Annotated in this window: 16 protein-coding genes; 10 read left to right on the forward strand and 6 right to left on the reverse strand. The window is 63.4% G+C overall.

The annotated features are described in order from the left end of the window. Position 1: 1 nt before the first annotated feature. From V6K60_RS02875 to V6K60_RS02900, 6 genes are read right to left on the reverse strand one after another with little or no spacing between them, the layout of a single operon-like run. The gene (locus tag V6K60_RS02875) at positions 2 to 427 is read right to left on the reverse strand and encodes a hydrogenase iron-sulfur subunit (RefSeq protein ID WP_067074763.1); all 426 of its coding nucleotides are present in this window, start codon (positions 425 to 427) and stop codon (positions 2 to 4) included. Next, a complete protein-coding gene (locus V6K60_RS02880; protein ID WP_332449008.1) occupies positions 428 to 2,449 on the reverse strand; it encodes a CoB--CoM heterodisulfide reductase iron-sulfur subunit A family protein in 2,022 nt (673 codons plus the stop codon). It abuts the gene before it with no gap. 11 nt (positions 2,450 to 2,460) lie between these two features. Continuing rightward, positions 2,461 to 3,363 carry a CoB--CoM heterodisulfide reductase subunit B gene (gene hdrB, locus V6K60_RS02885; protein ID WP_332449009.1) on the reverse strand — a complete coding sequence of 301 codons (903 nt, stop codon included), beginning with the start codon at positions 3,361 to 3,363 and terminating at the stop codon, positions 2,461 to 2,463. A gap of 4 nt (positions 3,364 to 3,367) precedes the next feature. After that, positions 3,368 to 3,949: a CoB--CoM heterodisulfide reductase subunit C gene (gene hdrC, locus V6K60_RS02890; protein ID WP_332449010.1), complete on the reverse strand. Its 582-nt coding sequence runs from the start codon at positions 3,947 to 3,949 to the stop codon at positions 3,368 to 3,370. 10 nt (positions 3,950 to 3,959) lie between these two features. Further along, positions 3,960 to 5,129, reverse strand: coding sequence for a 4Fe-4S binding protein (locus V6K60_RS02895; RefSeq protein WP_332449011.1), 1,170 nt, complete (start codon positions 5,127 to 5,129; stop codon positions 3,960 to 3,962). Positions 5,130 to 5,144: 15 nt separating this feature from the next. Beyond that, positions 5,145 to 5,417 carry an indolepyruvate ferredoxin oxidoreductase subunit alpha gene (locus V6K60_RS02900; RefSeq protein WP_332449012.1) on the reverse strand — a complete coding sequence of 91 codons (273 nt, stop codon included), beginning with the start codon at positions 5,415 to 5,417 and terminating at the stop codon, positions 5,145 to 5,147. 766 nt (positions 5,418 to 6,183) lie between these two features. Between V6K60_RS02900 and fhcD the strand changes: the two genes are divergently transcribed. From fhcD to V6K60_RS02950, 10 genes are all read left to right on the forward strand, one after another. Next, positions 6,184 to 7,092 carry a formylmethanofuran--tetrahydromethanopterin N-formyltransferase gene (gene fhcD, locus V6K60_RS02905; RefSeq protein ID WP_332449013.1) on the forward strand — a complete coding sequence of 303 codons (909 nt, stop codon included), beginning with the start codon at positions 6,184 to 6,186 and terminating at the stop codon, positions 7,090 to 7,092. A gap of 203 nt (positions 7,093 to 7,295) precedes the next feature. Continuing rightward, complete coding sequence (locus tag V6K60_RS02910) at positions 7,296 to 8,252, forward strand: tRNA(Ile2) 2-agmatinylcytidine synthetase (protein ID WP_332449014.1); 957 nt, start codon at positions 7,296 to 7,298, stop codon at positions 8,250 to 8,252. Then, on the forward strand, positions 8,236 to 9,129 hold the full coding sequence (gene mmp11 / locus V6K60_RS02915; RefSeq protein ID WP_332449015.1) for a methanogenesis marker protein 11: 894 nt from the start codon (positions 8,236 to 8,238) through the stop codon (positions 9,127 to 9,129). Before V6K60_RS02910 ends, mmp11 begins: the two co-directional genes overlap by 17 nt. Then, complete coding sequence (locus V6K60_RS02920; protein WP_332449016.1) at positions 9,111 to 10,082, forward strand: radical SAM protein; 972 nt, start codon at positions 9,111 to 9,113, stop codon at positions 10,080 to 10,082. Before mmp11 ends, V6K60_RS02920 begins: the two co-directional genes overlap by 19 nt. After that, complete coding sequence (locus tag V6K60_RS02925; protein ID WP_332449017.1) at positions 10,079 to 11,326, forward strand: thiamine pyrophosphate-dependent enzyme; 1,248 nt, start codon at positions 10,079 to 10,081, stop codon at positions 11,324 to 11,326. The genes V6K60_RS02920 and V6K60_RS02925 overlap by 4 nt, the downstream gene beginning before the upstream one ends. Further along, positions 11,307 to 12,437 (forward strand): homocitrate synthase family protein, encoded by a 1,131-nt coding sequence (locus V6K60_RS02930; RefSeq protein ID WP_332449018.1) that lies wholly within the window; start codon positions 11,307 to 11,309, stop codon positions 12,435 to 12,437. The genes V6K60_RS02925 and V6K60_RS02930 overlap by 20 nt, the downstream gene beginning before the upstream one ends. Beyond that, complete coding sequence (locus V6K60_RS02935; protein ID WP_332449019.1) at positions 12,434 to 13,645, forward strand: aconitase/3-isopropylmalate dehydratase large subunit family protein; 1,212 nt, start codon at positions 12,434 to 12,436, stop codon at positions 13,643 to 13,645. Before V6K60_RS02930 ends, V6K60_RS02935 begins: the two co-directional genes overlap by 4 nt. Next, a complete protein-coding gene (locus V6K60_RS02940; protein ID WP_332449020.1) occupies positions 13,645 to 14,115 on the forward strand; it encodes a LeuD/DmdB family oxidoreductase small subunit in 471 nt (156 codons plus the stop codon). The genes V6K60_RS02935 and V6K60_RS02940 overlap by 1 nt, the downstream gene beginning before the upstream one ends. Further along, a complete protein-coding gene (locus tag V6K60_RS02945; protein ID WP_332449021.1) occupies positions 14,112 to 14,933 on the forward strand; it encodes a DUF7714 family protein in 822 nt (273 codons plus the stop codon). Before V6K60_RS02940 ends, V6K60_RS02945 begins: the two co-directional genes overlap by 4 nt. Continuing rightward, complete coding sequence (locus V6K60_RS02950) at positions 14,911 to 15,879, forward strand: isocitrate/isopropylmalate dehydrogenase family protein (protein WP_332449022.1); 969 nt, start codon at positions 14,911 to 14,913, stop codon at positions 15,877 to 15,879. Before V6K60_RS02945 ends, V6K60_RS02950 begins: the two co-directional genes overlap by 23 nt. The last annotated feature ends 18 nt before the right edge of the window (positions 15,880 to 15,897 follow it).

Consider the following 15,897-nt stretch of genomic DNA (forward strand, 5'->3'; position numbering starts at 1 on the left):
ATTATCTGGCAAACTCTTTGAGCGGGCTTGGGCCGAGCTCGTTGATGGTCTTGACGACGTCTGTCATGACCGTCCCCCACTTTGCACCCTCTGATGCGGAGACAAAGGTCATCCTGAGACGCTTATCGTCAAGACCGATGTTCTTGAGGACACTCTTCAAGAGGAACATCCTCTTGGCCGCCTTATAGTTGCCCTCAAGGTAGTGGCAGTCGCCGAAGTGACAGCCGGAGACCAGCACACCGTCCGCTCCATCCTGGAATGCCTTCAGGATGAAGAGCGGGTCGATCCGGCCCGTACACATCACACGGATGGCACGGATGTCCGGGGGGTACTGAATGCGGGCGCCACCGGCAAGGTCTGCACCGGCGTAGGAACACCAGTTGCAGATGATGGCGATGATCTTGGGTTTCCAGTTCTCGTCTGCCATTTACTGTTCACCTCCGAGGAGGAACGCATCGATCTGTGCAACGATCTGCGGGGTTGCAAAGTGCTGCATCCAGATTGCACCGCCGGGGCAGAACCCGCCACAGGTACCGCAACCCTTGCACTTGGCCTCAGTGACCTGCATGACGGTGCGGCCGTCCTTCTCGACGAGCGAGAGAGCGCTGTAGGGGCACTGCGGGACGCACATTCCACATCCGGCGCACTTGTCCTCCATGCACTGGGCGAAGTAGGGCTCGAGCTCCACCTCTCCCCTGTGGATCGGGATGGATGCCGCGGATGCCGCACCCTCTGCCTGGGCGACTGTGTCAGGAATATCTTTGGGTCCCTGGCAGACGCCGGCGAGGTAGACACCGGCAGTGGTGGTGCCGCACGGGTTCAGCTTCGGGTGTGCCTCAAGGAGCCAGCCGTCCTGCGAGCAGGAGACACCGAAGAGCCTCCGGGTCTTCTCGGTCTCGGCGGCGGGCTGGATAGCTGCCGCGAGTACGACCATGTCGACTTCCATGTCGATAGGCCGGCCGAGGAGCGTATCCTCTGCATTGACGTGGAGGTTCTTGGTCACCGGGTCTTCGGTGATGTTGGCTACCCTGCCGCGGATGAACTTTGCACCCTCGTTCTGGATGCGGTAGTAGAACTCCTCGTACATCTTGCCGAAGGACCGAATGTCCATGTAGAAGATGTAGGGCACTGCCCCGGGGATCTTCTCGATGATCTGGTGGGCGTGCTTGAGCGAGTACATGCAGCAGAACCGCGAGCAGTAAGGCTTGCCGACGCCGGTCGAGTCACGGGAACCTGCACAGAGGACGAACGCGATCTTCTTCGGGGTCTCGCCGTCGCTCGGGCGGATGAGGTGACCGCCGGTCGGGCCGGACGCACAGATCAGGCGCTCGAACTCGAGCGACGTGATGACGTTGTCGTAGTTCTTGTAGCCCCACTCGAACTTCTTCTCGATGGGGAAGATGTCGTATCCCAGGGCGAGAATGACGGTGCCGATCTTGACGGTCATGAACTCGTCCTTCGCGTCGAGGTCGACCGCCTTCTTGTCGCCGCACGACTCGACGCAGAGACCGCACTTGACGCAGGAGTCGAAGTCGACGGTGTAGATCAGCGGGGAGACCTGCGGGTGGTAGATGTAGATCGCCTTTCTCGGCGCCATCCCGAGTTCGAACGGGTTCGGCTTGATGACCGGACAGACCTCGGCGCAGTCGCCGCAGCCGGTACAGCCGCCGCCGACGATGCCGCGGGCCTCGGCCTCTTCCGGAGTGAGGACGCCGCGTGCCTTCTTCCGGAGGGTCACATCGAAGTTGCCGATGTATCCCTCGACCGCCTCGACCTCGGTGTAGGTGAGGAGCTCGATGTTCTCGTTCCGGTACACGTCCACCATCTTCGGGGTCAGGATACACTGCGAGCAGTCCAGCGTCGGGAAGGTCTTGTCGAGCTGGGACATCCTGCCGCCGATCGTCGGGCTCTTCTCGACGAGGTAGGTCTTGATCCCGGCGTTCGCAAGGTCGAGCGCTGCCTGCATGCCGCCGACACCGCCGCCGACGACCATTGCGGTCTTCTCTACGGGGACGCTCTTCGGAACGAGGTCCTCAAGCAGAGAGGCCTTTGCTACGGCGATCCTGACTGCATCCTTTGCCTTCTCGGTAGCCTCTTCGGGCTGGTGCATGTGCACCCACGAGTTCTGGTCCCGGATGTTTGCCATCTCGAACCGGAAGGGGTTCAAGCCGCCCGCCGCGGTCGCGTTACGGAACGTGGGTTCGTGCAGACGGGGCGTACAGGCCGCTACGACGACTCCGGTCAGTTTCTGCTCCTTGATGGCGTCTGCGATCTTGTTCTGCCCGGGAGTCGAGCACATATACGCGTAGTTGTCAGCGACGACGACGTTTGGGATTGTTTTGGCGTATTCCTTTACTGCCTCGATGTTGATGGTACCCGCAATGTTGGTACCACAGTGGCATAGAAAGACGCCAATTCTTGGCTCTTCGTATTTCTTGATTTCTGCCATGTATTTGCACCTCACAGGATCTTCTTCAGGAACGGCTGAACATCGATGGCATGGAGGTCGAGTGCGAGCTCGTCCGGGCTCATGCCCTGTGCCAGTCCCAGGAGTTCGTTGTAGTGCAGGACGGGGATGCCGTGTTCGACACCAAACTTCTCCTTGATCTCAATCTGGCCGCGGTCGAACTGGAGCTGACAGAACGGACAGACCTCGGTGACTGCATCGACGCCTACCTCTTCCATATTGATCAGCTTCTCATTCGTGATGTCGAGCGCGTGCGTGATATCGAATCCGCGGACACCGCCTCCGGCACCGCAGCACTGCATCTTGTTCCGGTACTGGACCGGCTCGGCGCCGAGAGCGGCGACGAGTTCTTCCATCCACATCGGGCTCTCGGTGTTCCCGAAGTGCCGCTCTTTGCTCGGCTTCATCAGGTGGCAACCATAGTGGACGGCGACCTTCGCACCGGTCAGGGGGCGCGTGACGCTGTCGGCGAGCTTCTTGACGCCCACGATCTCGGGGTCGTAGTAAAGCTCGGCGAGGTGCCAGACATCGGCGGTCCCCTTGAATTCCATATCGATCTCTTTGAGCACCTCGTTGACCCCGTCGCGGAGTTCATCGTTGTGCTTCAGTTTGTGGTTGACTTCCCAGATGGACTTGTAGCACCCGTTGCAGACCAGGGCGATATCCATGCCCATCTGCTCGGCGAGCACGACGTTCCGGGCCGCCATTGCGTACCAGACGTTTAAGTCGATCGACCCGAACGCACCCGGTGCCGGGCAGCAGCTTGCTCCCTTCAGGGGCAGAAGGTCGATGCCGACGTTCTTGCTGGTCTGGATGGCCGCTGCCTCGATTCCCGGATACCGGTTCGGGGCAATGCACCCGAGGAAGAATGCATACTGATGTTTGTTCGCGCTCATGGTTTCACTCACCCTCTGCCAGTATTCTGTCTGCGTTCTCTTTGAGCCTGTAGTGGTCAAGGATCCTCCGGATGCCGGGCAGGTATTCGGGGTACTTGTGTGTCGTCTCAGGCTCCTCATCGAGGCCGAGTCTCTTCCGGGCGGCGCGGTTCGCGTCGTTGTTGGGGACGCCGTGGCCGCTCTTGTAGATGAGCTGAACGGTCTGGAGGAAGTTGCGCGGAATGATGTCCCGCTTGAATGCCAGGTTCCTCATCGCCATGATCGCGTCGGTGGGCGCGAGGTCACGGGGGCACCGGTCAGTGCAGCTGTAGCAGGTGGTGCAGAGCCAGAGGTCCGGATCGGTAAGGGCCTCTTCCTCGAGGCCGAGGACTGCCTTGCGCATGAACAGCCTGATACGATACGAACTCCGGGGTGCCGAGGGGCACGATCCGGTGCAGGTGCCGCACTGGTAGCACATATGGGCGGCCGTCTGCCCGATCTTCTCGACATCCTTGATGAACTCAGGGTTGCTGTCAGGAATGTAGTACTTCCTGTCCCGGAGTTTCTCAGCGAGTTTCTGGTCCTTGTAGTCTTTCTTTACTGCCATTGACTATCCCTCACGCCTCTTCTGCTTTTCGCAGACGCTTGATCTCGACCTCTCCAGGGGTGGTCTCATGTACCTTTGACGTCCTTGTGGTGAGCAGTTTCTCCTTGATCTGCTTGAAGAGATCCGTCTCTTTATCCTGCATCCGGATGGCCGTCCGCCGCAGGACGATCGCGTCCTCGCTCGGGCAGGCGTTCACGCAGGCACCGCAGAAGATACAGAAGTCCTTGTTGATGGCGATGTTGGGCTCAATCTCTCCCTTCATCTCCTTTGCCGGGACAGGGGTGGGCAGGTAGAGCGCGTTACAGGGGCAGACCTCAACACAGGTCGAACAACCGCCGGGGCACTTCTCGGGGTTGATCTCGATGTCGCCCTCGAAGATCTTCTCGACGGTGATTGCCTCTTCAGGGCAGGACTGGACACACCAGGTGCAGGTGCAGCAGTTTTCCTGCTCGATGTCGACCTTGCCGGGCAGTCTGTCGCTGACGACCTCGCGCTCGAGAGTGATTGCATCCTGGGGGCAGGCTTCCACGCAGATCGTGCAGCCGTCGCAGGTGCTCTCTTCCCACAGGACATCCCCCTGGACCTCAGGGCTCTCGGGGTTTGCAGCCTTGCGAACGACGGTGATGCTCGGACAGAGTTCGCCGCAGATGCCACAGACGTCGCACTTCTCGGTGTCGACGGTGAACGTAGTCTTGGTCTGCAGTGCGGTCTCGCGCGGCCTGCCGGCCTCGTCGCCACCCTCAAACGCGGGGACATCGCGTGCGATGGCGTCCCGCGGACAGACCTCCTCGCAGATGGTGCACCGGTCGCACTTCTCCTCATCGATCACGGTGACCATGTCGTATGTGGGGAACCCTTCCTTCTCAAGGATCGGGAGCCTCTCCTCCCCGTCGACCTTGAGTGTCATCGCATTGAAGGGGCACATAATGACACAGACGCCGCAGTATGAACACTTCTCGGGGTTGACGTCGACAGGTTCTGCGTAGTCGATTGCCCCGCGGCGCGTCGCACCCACAGGTCCGAGCACGATTGCCTCTTCGGGGCAGGCGTCGACACAGATACCGCAGCCTGTGCAGGTTTCTGCGTTCAGGATCAGGTTGTTGACCGCCTTCAGGAGCTTCTGCTCCATGATGACGTTCTGTCCTTCCCGCGTTTTGGAATACTTTGGAAACAATGCCATATTTTCGTCTCACTCCTAGGCTTCCACTTTTCGGGCCTTCGCCCGGCTCTCCCACGGTCCTGCAAGCTTGATGACTCCATAGGGGCACGCCTGGACGCATACGCCGCAACCGGCGCAGAGCTCGGAGTTGAAGTCAAGGATGACGGCTTTACCGTCCTTTACCTTGTAGATCTTCTCCCTGGTTACCGGATCTTCGGTATAGAGCTCGAGAGCGTCGACCGGACATGCCACCACGCAGTTATTGCAGCCTGTACATCTTTCCATATTGATGTGCAATGCAAATGCCATGGTATCACGCACCAGATCTGATCGATTAAAAATCGATATAAAAAGAATAGTAAAAGAATATACATAAACTTTCTGAAATCCGGCAGTCTTATATTTCAGAACCATGATTATTCGTCGATTTTTATAAGTGAAAGGAATTGTTATCCAAATCCAATACTCAAGATGCCGCCGTTAAACACAGTTGCCGGGAAAACAACAAACCGGAACCCTTAAATTATAGTTTCAACGATTTGATGAAAATCGGTGGCAAATTCAGGTCGATAATGGTGAGTGCAGACCGGATCTCCATGGAAACCGGGCACAATTCCAGTACCATCTCTGTTCAGGCCGTGTCACCGGGTGCGCGGTGTGAGTAGCAACCGTTTCGGTATCCGTTAGTTCTCCACTCCCCGTGCAGAACGGATCTGCTTCGTCCTGAAGTGCCTGCGCCGATCCCCGCCCACGGTCCCGGCCACGTCACGGACGGGGCCTCCCGGCAGGGCTCGTGGTTCGAGGCGTGTTGAGTCCGGCCTCTCCTTGCAAGTATGGCTATGTGCCCAGATCTAATCTGAAATGTGCAACGGAGAGGAATCCGGGTGTTCCACGATCTGTTCGCCGGTCCCCTCCATCCTTCCTCCTCACGGATAGCGGATATCGGTGGGTGGGGGGGTGCCGCGCGGTTTCGGCCTCCCGGGGTTTCCGGCGCCGGCTGTCGCGCCGCCGGGAAAAAAAGAAACCTTATTCTGTCCGCATCGTGACATTGTAGCAAACGAGGTGAACTCTGTCCATGGAACTGAATGGCGTTACTATCGATGATACCTATGCAGAGGCGTTTCCAACCTGGGTAGCACGGCCGATTATCACTGCCGTCACTGAAGAATGGGCATACAAGGCAGCAGTGGAGGCCGTCGGCTTTGCCACCTCCACCATCGGATGTCCGGCGGAGGCAGGTATTGACTGCTTCGTCCCCGCTGACGAGACCCCCGACGGGCGCCCGGGCTATGCGATCATGATCTGTGCGAGCAAGAAGAAACTCAAGGAGCAGGTCGTTGAGCGGCTCGCCGAGTGTGTCCTCACCGCCCCGACGACGGCAGTCTTTGACGGCCTCGCGGACGTCGTCGCCGAGGTCCCGGAGAAGATCCCGGTCAAACTCCACTTCTTTGGCGACGGGTTCGAGGAGAAGCGCGAGGTCGGCGGCAGGACGGTCTGGGCCATCCCGATCATGGAGGGTGAGTATATCGGTGAGGAGGAGTTCGGTATCGTCAAGGGTGTTGCAGGCGGTAACTTCTTCATCATGGGTGAGAATCAGATGGCTGCTCTTATGGCTGCCTCGGCAGCGATCGACGCTATCAGTGGTGTCTGCGGCGTCATCACATCCTTCCCCGGCGGTATTGTCGCGAGCGGCTCGAAGGTCGGTAGCAAGAAGTACAAGTTCATGGGTGCCAGCACCAACGAGGCCTACTGCCCGACGCTCCGGGAGAAGGTCGAGGGGAGCAAGGTGCCCGAGGGCGTGAAGGCCATCTACGAGATCGTCATCGACGGCGTCGACGAGGACTCGATCAAGACCGCGATGGCCGAGGGCATCCGGGCGGCGACCAAGGTGCCGGGTGTGAAGTTCATCAGCGCCGGGAACTTCGGCGGCAGCCTCGGACCGTTCAAGTTCGAGCTGAAGGATGTCCTGGCGGACTATCTCTAATCTTTTTTGTATCTGTTCCCGAATTCGCCTTCTATTTGCCCTTGTTATCGGGGCCATGGGGTTGGTGGTGTAAACTACCATCGCCTGCGGGAGGCGCTCAGGGACACGTCAACAGCCCTTCGCCCGCCGCCGGCTTCTCCCGATCGATCCCATTAAATACCGTTATCAACGACATTCTTGTTAACGATAATTTCGGTGACATCATGATCACGCTCACACCTGATGAAGTCAGGGGCCGGTTCGGCCCGTTGTTCTCGATGAAGTACCTTGCCATGGTCGACCAGAACGCCGGTCTTGCGGAGATCCGTGAGCAGTGCCGGGCCCGGGGAACCATCGAGTGGGATGCGGCGAACCGGGTGCGGGCGAAAGGTGCGGTCCGGTCCTGCCATGTCGAGGGCACGACGATGACGATGCTCGCCCGGCTGGGTGTATCCCCGGCGAGCTTCGGGGCTGCCGGTAAGGAGATCGGCGGACAGGCCCTCGAAGGGGTCGAGGTCCTCGGGGACGAAGTGGTGACGACCTGGGCCGGGATTGCCGGAGCAGGTGTCGGCGTCGCGGCCTGCCTGCCGCAGGCGCCGGGCGTGACCCGGGCCGAGTACCCGTCCGATGACGACCTCCGGATCGGCGGTGCCCGGGTCTGCCGGGTGCGAATCGTCTCCCCGCTCTACGAGAAGGTGACGATCGGGATCGACGACACCGACACCCGTGAGGAAGGTGCCACCTGGGTCCTCGCGCTCAAGTGCGCGGAGGCCTGCACAATCCCCGGAGTGGAGTATCTGGACATGCGCCTCGTGCAGTTGAATCCGGCGGTCCCGAAGAAGACCACCAACTGCGTCGGGTCCGCCCTGAACTTCGCGGCCCGCCCCGGGAAGGTTGACGCGCTCCTCGAGTATGTCCGCGACTTCGTCGAGTCGGGAGCGGTCAGCAACGACACCGGTATCGCTGTCTACCGGGGGATTGCGTTTGCCGAGGAGTCCCCGTATCTCAAGCGGGTCAAGACCGAACTCCTGACGATCGACGACGCGGAGAAGGAGGCCGCGCGGATGGGCGTCCGGTTCATCGATTCAAACGCGCGGAAGGGCCGGATAGGAGCGCTGGGTGCCGTCCTCTGGGGGAACAAGGGCGTCGAGGCGGCTGGTCTGTATGGAGAGACTCTCTGATCCCTACACAATACGGTATCCGCAGATCGTGGCGGTGGCCGACGAGAGCGGGGAGCACGTGGAGCTCATCGAGTTCTTCGACTGCACTGGCGGAGCGATGTGGGTGAAGCGCCACTACGCGCAGAGCCCGCTCGTTTGTTCCGTCCGCACCGTGGGCGCGACCAACCGCTACATCCTCATGACCGGCAGCGCCGACCTCGCGCTCGAGGGATCTGTCTTCCCGGCGGGTATCAGCGCCGTCGCTGTCGAGGACGACGAGATCGCTGTCACCTATCGCGGCCTCGGCGGCGGCGGCGTGGGAGCATCCATCTGCCGCGCCACCGCTCGCGGTGTCGTCCGCCACAGAAGCGACCCGGCCGGCGGCGGACGCCTCGCGGGCTCGACGATCTGGCTCCCCCGGCGCGAGCGGGTGATCATCGGGGTCGACGACACTGATACCCCGGAAGAGGGCGCCACCTGGACGCTCGCCCACAACATCGCCCGGGCCGTCGAGGACGACCGTTCCCGCTACCTCTCCCATACCATCGTGCAACTCTACCCTGTCCCCTACCGGACCAAGAACTGCGTCGCCATCGCCTGTGAATTTGCCACATCCGATCCCGCGGGGCTGGTCCGGCGCTACCACGACTACCTGAATGAGTACACGCTCTCGGATGAGACCGGGATGGCGGCCTGGCAGGGGTTCGATCCCGCCCCGCTCGAGGAGTTCGGTTGCCGCGTAAAGAGGGGCGAAGTCGCGCCCGACGAGCTTGCCGCTCTCGCCGACCGGCGGCTCTCCGTCATCATGAACGGCCGGGGCGCGATCGGGGCGGTCGCGGCGATCCCGTTCTCCACCCGGTATGAGGAGGCGCTGGCGCTATGGAATGGATCCGGTTAAAGGCCAGGCTGCTTGAGGCAGGTGCGGCCCGCCTCTCCGGCGAGCCTGCAGATGAATACGTATCTCGTTCGGCGGCCGGCCCCTCGGCAGGGAGGAAGTCCGGCTCGCTCTTCTTCTCCGTCGGCGATCGAAGGGTCCGTCTCGGTCTCGACGAGGCAAGTCCCATTATGGTTTTTCACCGTGGAGGGGGTGAGGCGGTCCTCATCATCGACAGGGAGGAGGTCCCCGGCCGCCTCGAGCCCGCTGCCCTCCACTGCCCCCGCCAGGCCTACGTCACGGTCAGCGAGACCTGCGTCTTCCACTGCCGCTACTGCCGTGTCCCGGCTCTCCCCGGGAGGCGTAAGGATATCGCCGATATCGTGGAGATGGTTGAGAGCGTGGCTGACCGGGTTGATGCCATCTCGATCACGAGCGGCGTCGCCTCTTCGATCGAGGAGGAGGAAGCCTACATCCTCGAGGTCGTGGCGGCGCTCATGCCGTTCGGCCTTCCCATCGGTGTCTCGATCTATCCTGGTTCCGAAACCCCGGCCCGGCTCCATGCCCTTGGCGTCGTTGAGGTGAAGTTCAACATCGAGGCGGCAACGGAGGTGCTCTTCCGCGAGATGTGCCCCGACCTCTCGTGGGGTGCGGTCTGGGATTCACTGCGGTCATCCGTGGCGCTCTTTGGGCGGGATAGGGTCTTCTCGAACGTCATCGTCGGCCTCGGGGAGACCGACGAAGACCTGGAGCGGGTTATGCAGGACCTTGCCGCGATCGGGGTTATCCCGGTCCTCCGCCCGCTCACCCCGGCGGCATCTCTCACCGACCGGTCCCGCCCGCCCGCCGCCCGTCTGCTCTCGCTCTACGATACCCACGAGCGGATCCTCCAGCAGGCCGGGCTCGACCCCCGCCGGGCGCTGACGATGTGCGCGGCATGCACCGGGTGCGACCTCGTGCCGGGGAGGGACAGATGAAGGGCACGGAAGCGCTCGCCATGGCGCTCCGGCGATCTGCCGACCGTTGCTATGCCGTCCCCGGCTACCCGGTCTCAGGGCTTGCCGCCCTGACCGGGGCCGCGATCACGACAAACGAGAAGGTAGCGCTCGAGTATGCCCTCGGCGACTCGCTATCGGGGCGGAGGGCCGCGGTGATCGTCAAGCACGTCGGCCTCAATGCCTGCGCGGACCCACTGGTGCATGCCACCGCGCAGGGCCTCCGAGCAGGCGTCGTGGTCGTCGCCGGCGATGACGTGCGCGCGGCCGGATCCGATGTCGTCCAGGACTCCCGCTACTACGGTGAGGTTGCCCGGGTGCCGGTGCTTGAGCCTGACGGCGAGACGCTCGGTCCGGCGATCGAGGCGGCCTTCGAAGCATCCGAGACCTTCTCCCGGGTGGCCATCGTCCGGGTCACCCCCGGTCTCCTTGATGCGGACGTAGAAACCCCTCCCGTGCTCCGCACGGATCGGCCTGGGAGCCTCGCAGACCCGGACCTTACGATGGGCGGCCGGGCGCGGGCAGCGGATCAGAGGACTGCGGCGATGTTTGCCTGGTCGCGGTCATCACCCCTCAACCGCTTCTCCGACGGGAAGTTCCGCCCCGTCACCGTCTACCCCCCGCCGGCGGACCCGGAGCTCCTTGCCCGAGCCGTTGAAGTCGGCCGCCCCTTCCTCAGAGAGCACCGGCTCCTCACCCCCCCCGAGACTGCCGGGGAGCCCGAACGGTTCTCGTCCCGGGGCTTCTCGCGGACATTCTGCCGGGACTGCCCGTTCCACCCCGCTCTCGCCATCCTCTCCGAGCGCGGGATGCAGGCAACCTGCGATGCCGGGTGCGCCATCCTCGCGATGAACCCGCCCTACCGGGTCGGCATCGCCACCTACGGCCTCGGGTCTTCGGTTGCCGTGGCGGCGACCGGCCCGGGCGTCGCGCTCACCGGCGACTACGCGCTCCTGCACTCAGGGTTGAATGCCCTCATCGACGTCTACGAGCGCAACTTCCCGCTCCTCTGTATCGTTTTCGCGAACAACCAGATGGGGATGACCGGCGGTCACCCTATCCCTGACGTCCTTCGCTACATCGCCTGGGCAAACCCGGTCGTCTGCAACGCTGACGACATTGCGGCGCTCCGCCGGGCTCTCTCCCCCCCGCGGGAGGGACCCCGGACGGTGGTGATCGAAGGTGCCTGCCCTGAAGGTGCACGACATGAAACCGTGGCATATTGAGATCTGTGATGTAACGCTACGGGACGGGGAGCAGACTCCCGGCGTCTCGTTTACCCGTGATGAGAAGATGGCGATCGCAACATCGCTCGACGAGATCGGCGTGGAGGTGATAGAGGCCGGTTTTCCCGTGGTTTCGGCGATAGAGAAGGAGTGCGTCGCCGCCATCGCCCGCAGCGGTCTTGATGCGCGGGTCTGCTGCCTTGCGCGGGCGCTCAAGCCCGACATCGAGGCGGCCATCGATTGCGACGTGGACATGGTCAGCATCTTCTTCGCGACCTCGGACCTCCACATCCGGCACAAGTACCGCAAGCCCCGTGAGGAGGTGCTCGACGGCGCTCTCGATATGGTGGAGTTCGCCTCCGACCACGGGGTGCAGGTAAGGTTCGCTGCTGAAGATGCGTCGCGGACGGATCCGGCGTTTCTCATCGAGATGTATACCCGCGGCGTCGAGTGCGGCGCGGGTCTTGTCAGTTTCGCGGATACCGTCGGGTGCCTCACCCCGCTTGAGATTCACGCGGTCATCTCGGAGATCCTCGGTGCGGCGCCTCTCCCCCTCTGCATCCACTGTCACAACGACCTCGGTTTTGCGGCGGCAAACACCATCACGGCCGCGGCTGCGGGGGCGTTCCAGCTCCACACAACCGTCAACGGTATCGGCGAGCGTGCCGGCAACGCCGCGCTCGAGCAGGTGCTCGTCGCCCTGCGGATGAAGGGCGGCGTCGACCGCTACGATCTCTCCGGCCTGCAGGAGACATCAAGGCTGGTTGCCCGGGCTTCAGGCGTCTTCCCCGAGCGCACCCGGCCGATCGTCGGCGAGAATGCCTTCGCCCATGAGAGCGGGATCCACATCGCCGCCATCCTTGAGGACCCCTCGACCTACGAGTACGTCCCTCCTGAACTTGTGGGCGGCGAGCGGCGGTTTGTCCTCGGGAAGCACACGGGGAAGCGGGCGCTCGAGCACGTTGCGAAAGCCTACGGGTTCACCCTCTCCGATGAGGAGGCGCGGTGGGTGCTCGAGCAGGTCAAGCAGAAGAGCGAGGGCAAGTGCAGCGTCACCCGGGATGTGCTCTGTGGAATCCTCAAGCAGGCAAAGGAGGGGATTCTCGTATGAGCACACTCTCTGAAGCGATCCTTGGCGCACCGGCGGGGGCATACGTGGATCGCGAGGTCGATATCGCCTTTGCCCACGACGGGACCGGCGTCCTCGCCCGGGAGGCGCTCCGGGAGATGGGCGTAGAAAACCTCCCCCACCCTGAGCGCCTGCGCCTCGTCTTCGATCACATCGTCCCGGCAAACACCGGGACGACGGCGACGCTCCAGGCGGAGCTCCGGGAGTATGCCCGGGCATCGGGGATCGCGCTCTCGGACGCCGGGGGCGGGATCTGTCACCAGGTGATGAGTGAAGGAGTCGTCCGTCCCGGCATGATCGTCGTCGGCGCCGACTCTCATACCTGCACCCTCGGCGCTTTCGGTGCGTTTGCCACCGGGGTGGGGGCGACCGATATGGCGGCGATCTGGGCTTCGGGGTCCACGTGGTTCCGGGTCCCGGAGACGATCGCAGTCAATCTCTCGGGGAGGCTCTCCAGCGCCGCGGAGCCAAAGGACGTCGCCCTCAGGTATGTCGCAGAACTCGGGATGGAGGGGGCGACCTACCGGGCGCTGGAGTTCGTGGGCGACGGGGCGGCGGGAATCTCCATGGACGGGCGGCTGACCCTCTGCAATATGGCGGTCGAGACGGGAGCGAAGGCCGGGATCTTCTACGCCGATGCGGTCACCATCCGCTACCTCGCGGACTACGGCCTTGCGGCATCACCGCAGGCACCGGAGGACTCCCACTACGAGCGGACGGTCGAGATCGATCTCGCCGATATCGTGCCCCTCGTCGCGGTCCCGCACCGGGTGGATACCGTCCGCGAGGCGGCGGACGTCGCCGGGACGCATCTCGACCAGGTCTTCGTCGGGACCTGCACGAACGGCCGCTACGAGGATCTTGCCCGGTTCGCCCGGATCGTCCGGGGGAGGAAGGTTGCGATCCGCACCCTGGTCGCCCCCGCCTCGCGGGCGGTGCTCTCCCGGGCGATCGCCACCGGCGTCCTTGCCGATATCGTGGATGCGGGGTGCATGGTGGCGACGCCCGGGTGCGGGCCGTGCCTCGGGGCGCACGCCGGCGTGATCGGGGAAGGCGAGGTCTGCCTCTCCACCGCCAACCGGAACTTCAAAAACCGGATGGGCGTCGGCGGCGAGATCTACCTCTCGTCGGTGGCAACCGCCGCGGCAAGCGCTATAGCCGGCGTAATCACCGTGCCGGAGGGAGCGTAATGCAGGGAGCCGGACCGGCGGTCTGCCTGGGGAATGATATCGATACCGATGTCATCATCGCGGGCCGTTACCTGCGGACGAAGGACCGTTCGGTCTGGGCGGAGCACGTCCTTGAAGATCTTGACCCCACGCTTGTCGGCCGCCTCCACGGTGCGGTCATCGTCGCCGGGAGGAACATGGGGTGCGGGTCGTCCCGGGAGCAGGCGGTGGTCGCCCTCCGGGGGGCCGGGGTGGTCGGTATCGTCGCCCCGTCGTTCGCCCGTATATTCTTCCGGAACGCCGTCAATGTCGGCCTTCCGGTGATCGAGGCCGAGGTCTCCTGCACCGAAGGTGCTCATGTCGCATTCGACCTCGACGCGGGATGGGTAGAGGTTGATGGGGAGCGGCACCCTGCCCGCCCACTCTCCCCGAGGATGGTCGCCATCCTCCGTGCCGGAGGGCTGGTCCCCTACTGGAGGTCGTGCCCATGATCTTTCCATCGCACTGCAAGTTTGTCGGGTCCGCGAACGGCACACCGTGCGGGAAGCGGGCCTACTTCCTCTCGCGCTACCTGGTCCGGGAGACCGCCGACGGCACCGAGGTGCTTGAGGTGGTGCCCGACCCAAACGGAACCGGCCTGATGCGCGACGTTCTCTCGGCCCGGGTGCTCGCCTCCGGCGACGAGGTCTACCGCTACCCGGATCGAGTGAACGTTCAGGATCGGACATTCTTAGTACAGGAGGCGATGCGATCCGGGTACCGGTGTACCGTGTTCTGCGGTCACGGCGAACAGACCACGTTCGTCCTCGACCCGGACCTCTCCGGGTTCCTCCGCATCCACGTCTACGATATCACCCCTCCCCGGCCGCACCTCTCGGCCACGCTCGGCGACCTCGAGGGGACCGGGCTCTTCGGCGACCTCGAGGTCGTCTTCGAGCACCATGTCCGGGATATCCGCGATATGAAAGCCGACGTCTATCCCTGCCGGGCAGCCGGGTTCCCCCGCACCGTCGATGCGGACCCGCTCCGGCCCGGCGACCGCGTGGCGGGGTGCCTGACGGCAAGGGAGCTACTGCGGGAGTGCTACGGCAAAGAAGTTGCCGTGGAGAACATCTGCCCGCTCGAGACGCTCGCGGCCGAACCTTTCATCGCACGGTGCTGCAGGAGCGAGCGGGCCGGGATCGGCCTCCGGAACGGCCTGTTTGGCGCGGTCGTTCACTGGGGAGCATCGTCGTGGGAGATTGCGACGGCGGCAAGAGAGGTCGCAACTGCGTGGAGGAGAGAGCATGGTGAAGGTAGCGGTCGTTGAAGGCGACGGCATCGGGCACGAGGTCGTCCCCGTCGCCCGCGATATCCTCGCGGCCGTGCGCCCGGACTTCGAGTTCTTCGACGTCGAGGTGGGGTACGGGCTCTGGGAGCGGACCGGGAGCGCCTGCGGGGAGGAGACGATGGCTGCACTTCGGTCGGCCGACGCCATCCTCTTCGGGGCCGTCACAACGCCGCCCGACCCCGGCTACCGGAGCGTTATGCTGCAGATTCGCCATGCGCTCGATCTCTACGCGAACGTCCGGCCGATACGGGGCGAGGGGGTTGATATCATCATCGTGCGGGAGAACACCGAGGGGCTCTACTCGGGCATCGAATGGACGGAGCCGGACCGGGCCTGCACTGTCCGGGTCGTCTCCCGGCGCGGGAGCGAAAGGATCGCCCGGTATGCCTGCACCCTCGCGAAGTCCCGCCGTCACCTCACCGTCGGCAACAAGGCAAACGTCTTGAAGTCGGACTGCCTCTTTGTCGAAGTCTGCACGGCGGAGGCGGCCCGGGCGGGCGTTCCCTGCAGGGCGAGTTACATCGACGCGCTCTGCCTCGACCTCCTGACACATCCGGACCGCTATGATGTGGTCGTGACCACCAACATCTTCGGGGATATCCTCTCCGACGCCGCCGCCTACCAGGTGGGAGGCCTGGGTATGCTCCCGAGCGCGAATATCGGGGAGCACCACGCCCTCTTTGAGCCGGTGCACGGGAGTGCCCCCGATATTGCGGGACAAAATATCGCAAACCCCATCGCGGCCATCAGGAGCGCCGCGATGCTGCTCTCCCACTTCGGGGACCCGGCATCGGCGGCGGCCGTGGAGGAAGCAGTCTCCCTGGTGCTTCGCGGGGGTATCCGGACCCGCGACCTCGGCGGCGTCGCCGGCACCCGGGAGTTCGGGGCGGCGGTTCTCAGCGAGGTCGGGAGAAGGAAGGCCTAAACAATTCAACGTCGAGAG

The organism is Methanoculleus sp. (assembly GCF_036677455.1).
GTDB lineage: Archaea > Halobacteriota > Methanomicrobia > Methanomicrobiales > Methanoculleaceae > Methanoculleus.

Coding starts and splice junctions, on each gene's coding strand:
- V6K60_RS02920 (WP_332449016.1), top strand. CDS start 9,111: ATGGAATGGATCCGGTTAAAGGCCAGGCTGCTTGAGGCAGGTGCGGCC.
- mmp11 (WP_332449015.1), top strand. CDS start 8,236: ATGGAGAGACTCTCTGATCCCTACACAATACGGTATCCGCAGATCGTG.
- V6K60_RS02875 (WP_067074763.1), bottom strand. CDS start 427: ATGGCAGACGAGAACTGGAAACCCAAGATCATCGCCATCATCTGCAAC.
- V6K60_RS02925 (WP_332449017.1), top strand. CDS start 10,079: ATGAAGGGCACGGAAGCGCTCGCCATGGCGCTCCGGCGATCTGCCGAC.
- V6K60_RS02895 (WP_332449011.1), bottom strand. CDS start 5,129: ATGGCATTGTTTCCAAAGTATTCCAAAACGCGGGAAGGACAGAACGTC.
- hdrB (WP_332449009.1), bottom strand. CDS start 3,363: ATGAGCGCGAACAAACATCAGTATGCATTCTTCCTCGGGTGCATTGCC.
- V6K60_RS02940 (WP_332449020.1), top strand. CDS start 13,645: ATGCAGGGAGCCGGACCGGCGGTCTGCCTGGGGAATGATATCGATACC.
- V6K60_RS02880 (WP_332449008.1), bottom strand. CDS start 2,449: ATGGCAGAAATCAAGAAATACGAAGAGCCAAGAATTGGCGTCTTTCTA.
- V6K60_RS02930 (WP_332449018.1), top strand. CDS start 11,307: ATGAAACCGTGGCATATTGAGATCTGTGATGTAACGCTACGGGACGGG.
- hdrC (WP_332449010.1), bottom strand. CDS start 3,949: ATGGCAGTAAAGAAAGACTACAAGGACCAGAAACTCGCTGAGAAACTC.
- V6K60_RS02935 (WP_332449019.1), top strand. CDS start 12,434: ATGAGCACACTCTCTGAAGCGATCCTTGGCGCACCGGCGGGGGCATAC.
- V6K60_RS02945 (WP_332449021.1), top strand. CDS start 14,112: ATGATCTTTCCATCGCACTGCAAGTTTGTCGGGTCCGCGAACGGCACA.
- V6K60_RS02900 (WP_332449012.1), bottom strand. CDS start 5,417: ATGGCATTTGCATTGCACATCAATATGGAAAGATGTACAGGCTGCAAT.
- fhcD (WP_332449013.1), top strand. CDS start 6,184: ATGGAACTGAATGGCGTTACTATCGATGATACCTATGCAGAGGCGTTT.
- V6K60_RS02950 (WP_332449022.1), top strand. CDS start 14,911: ATGGTGAAGGTAGCGGTCGTTGAAGGCGACGGCATCGGGCACGAGGTC.
- V6K60_RS02910 (WP_332449014.1), top strand. CDS start 7,296: ATGATCACGCTCACACCTGATGAAGTCAGGGGCCGGTTCGGCCCGTTG.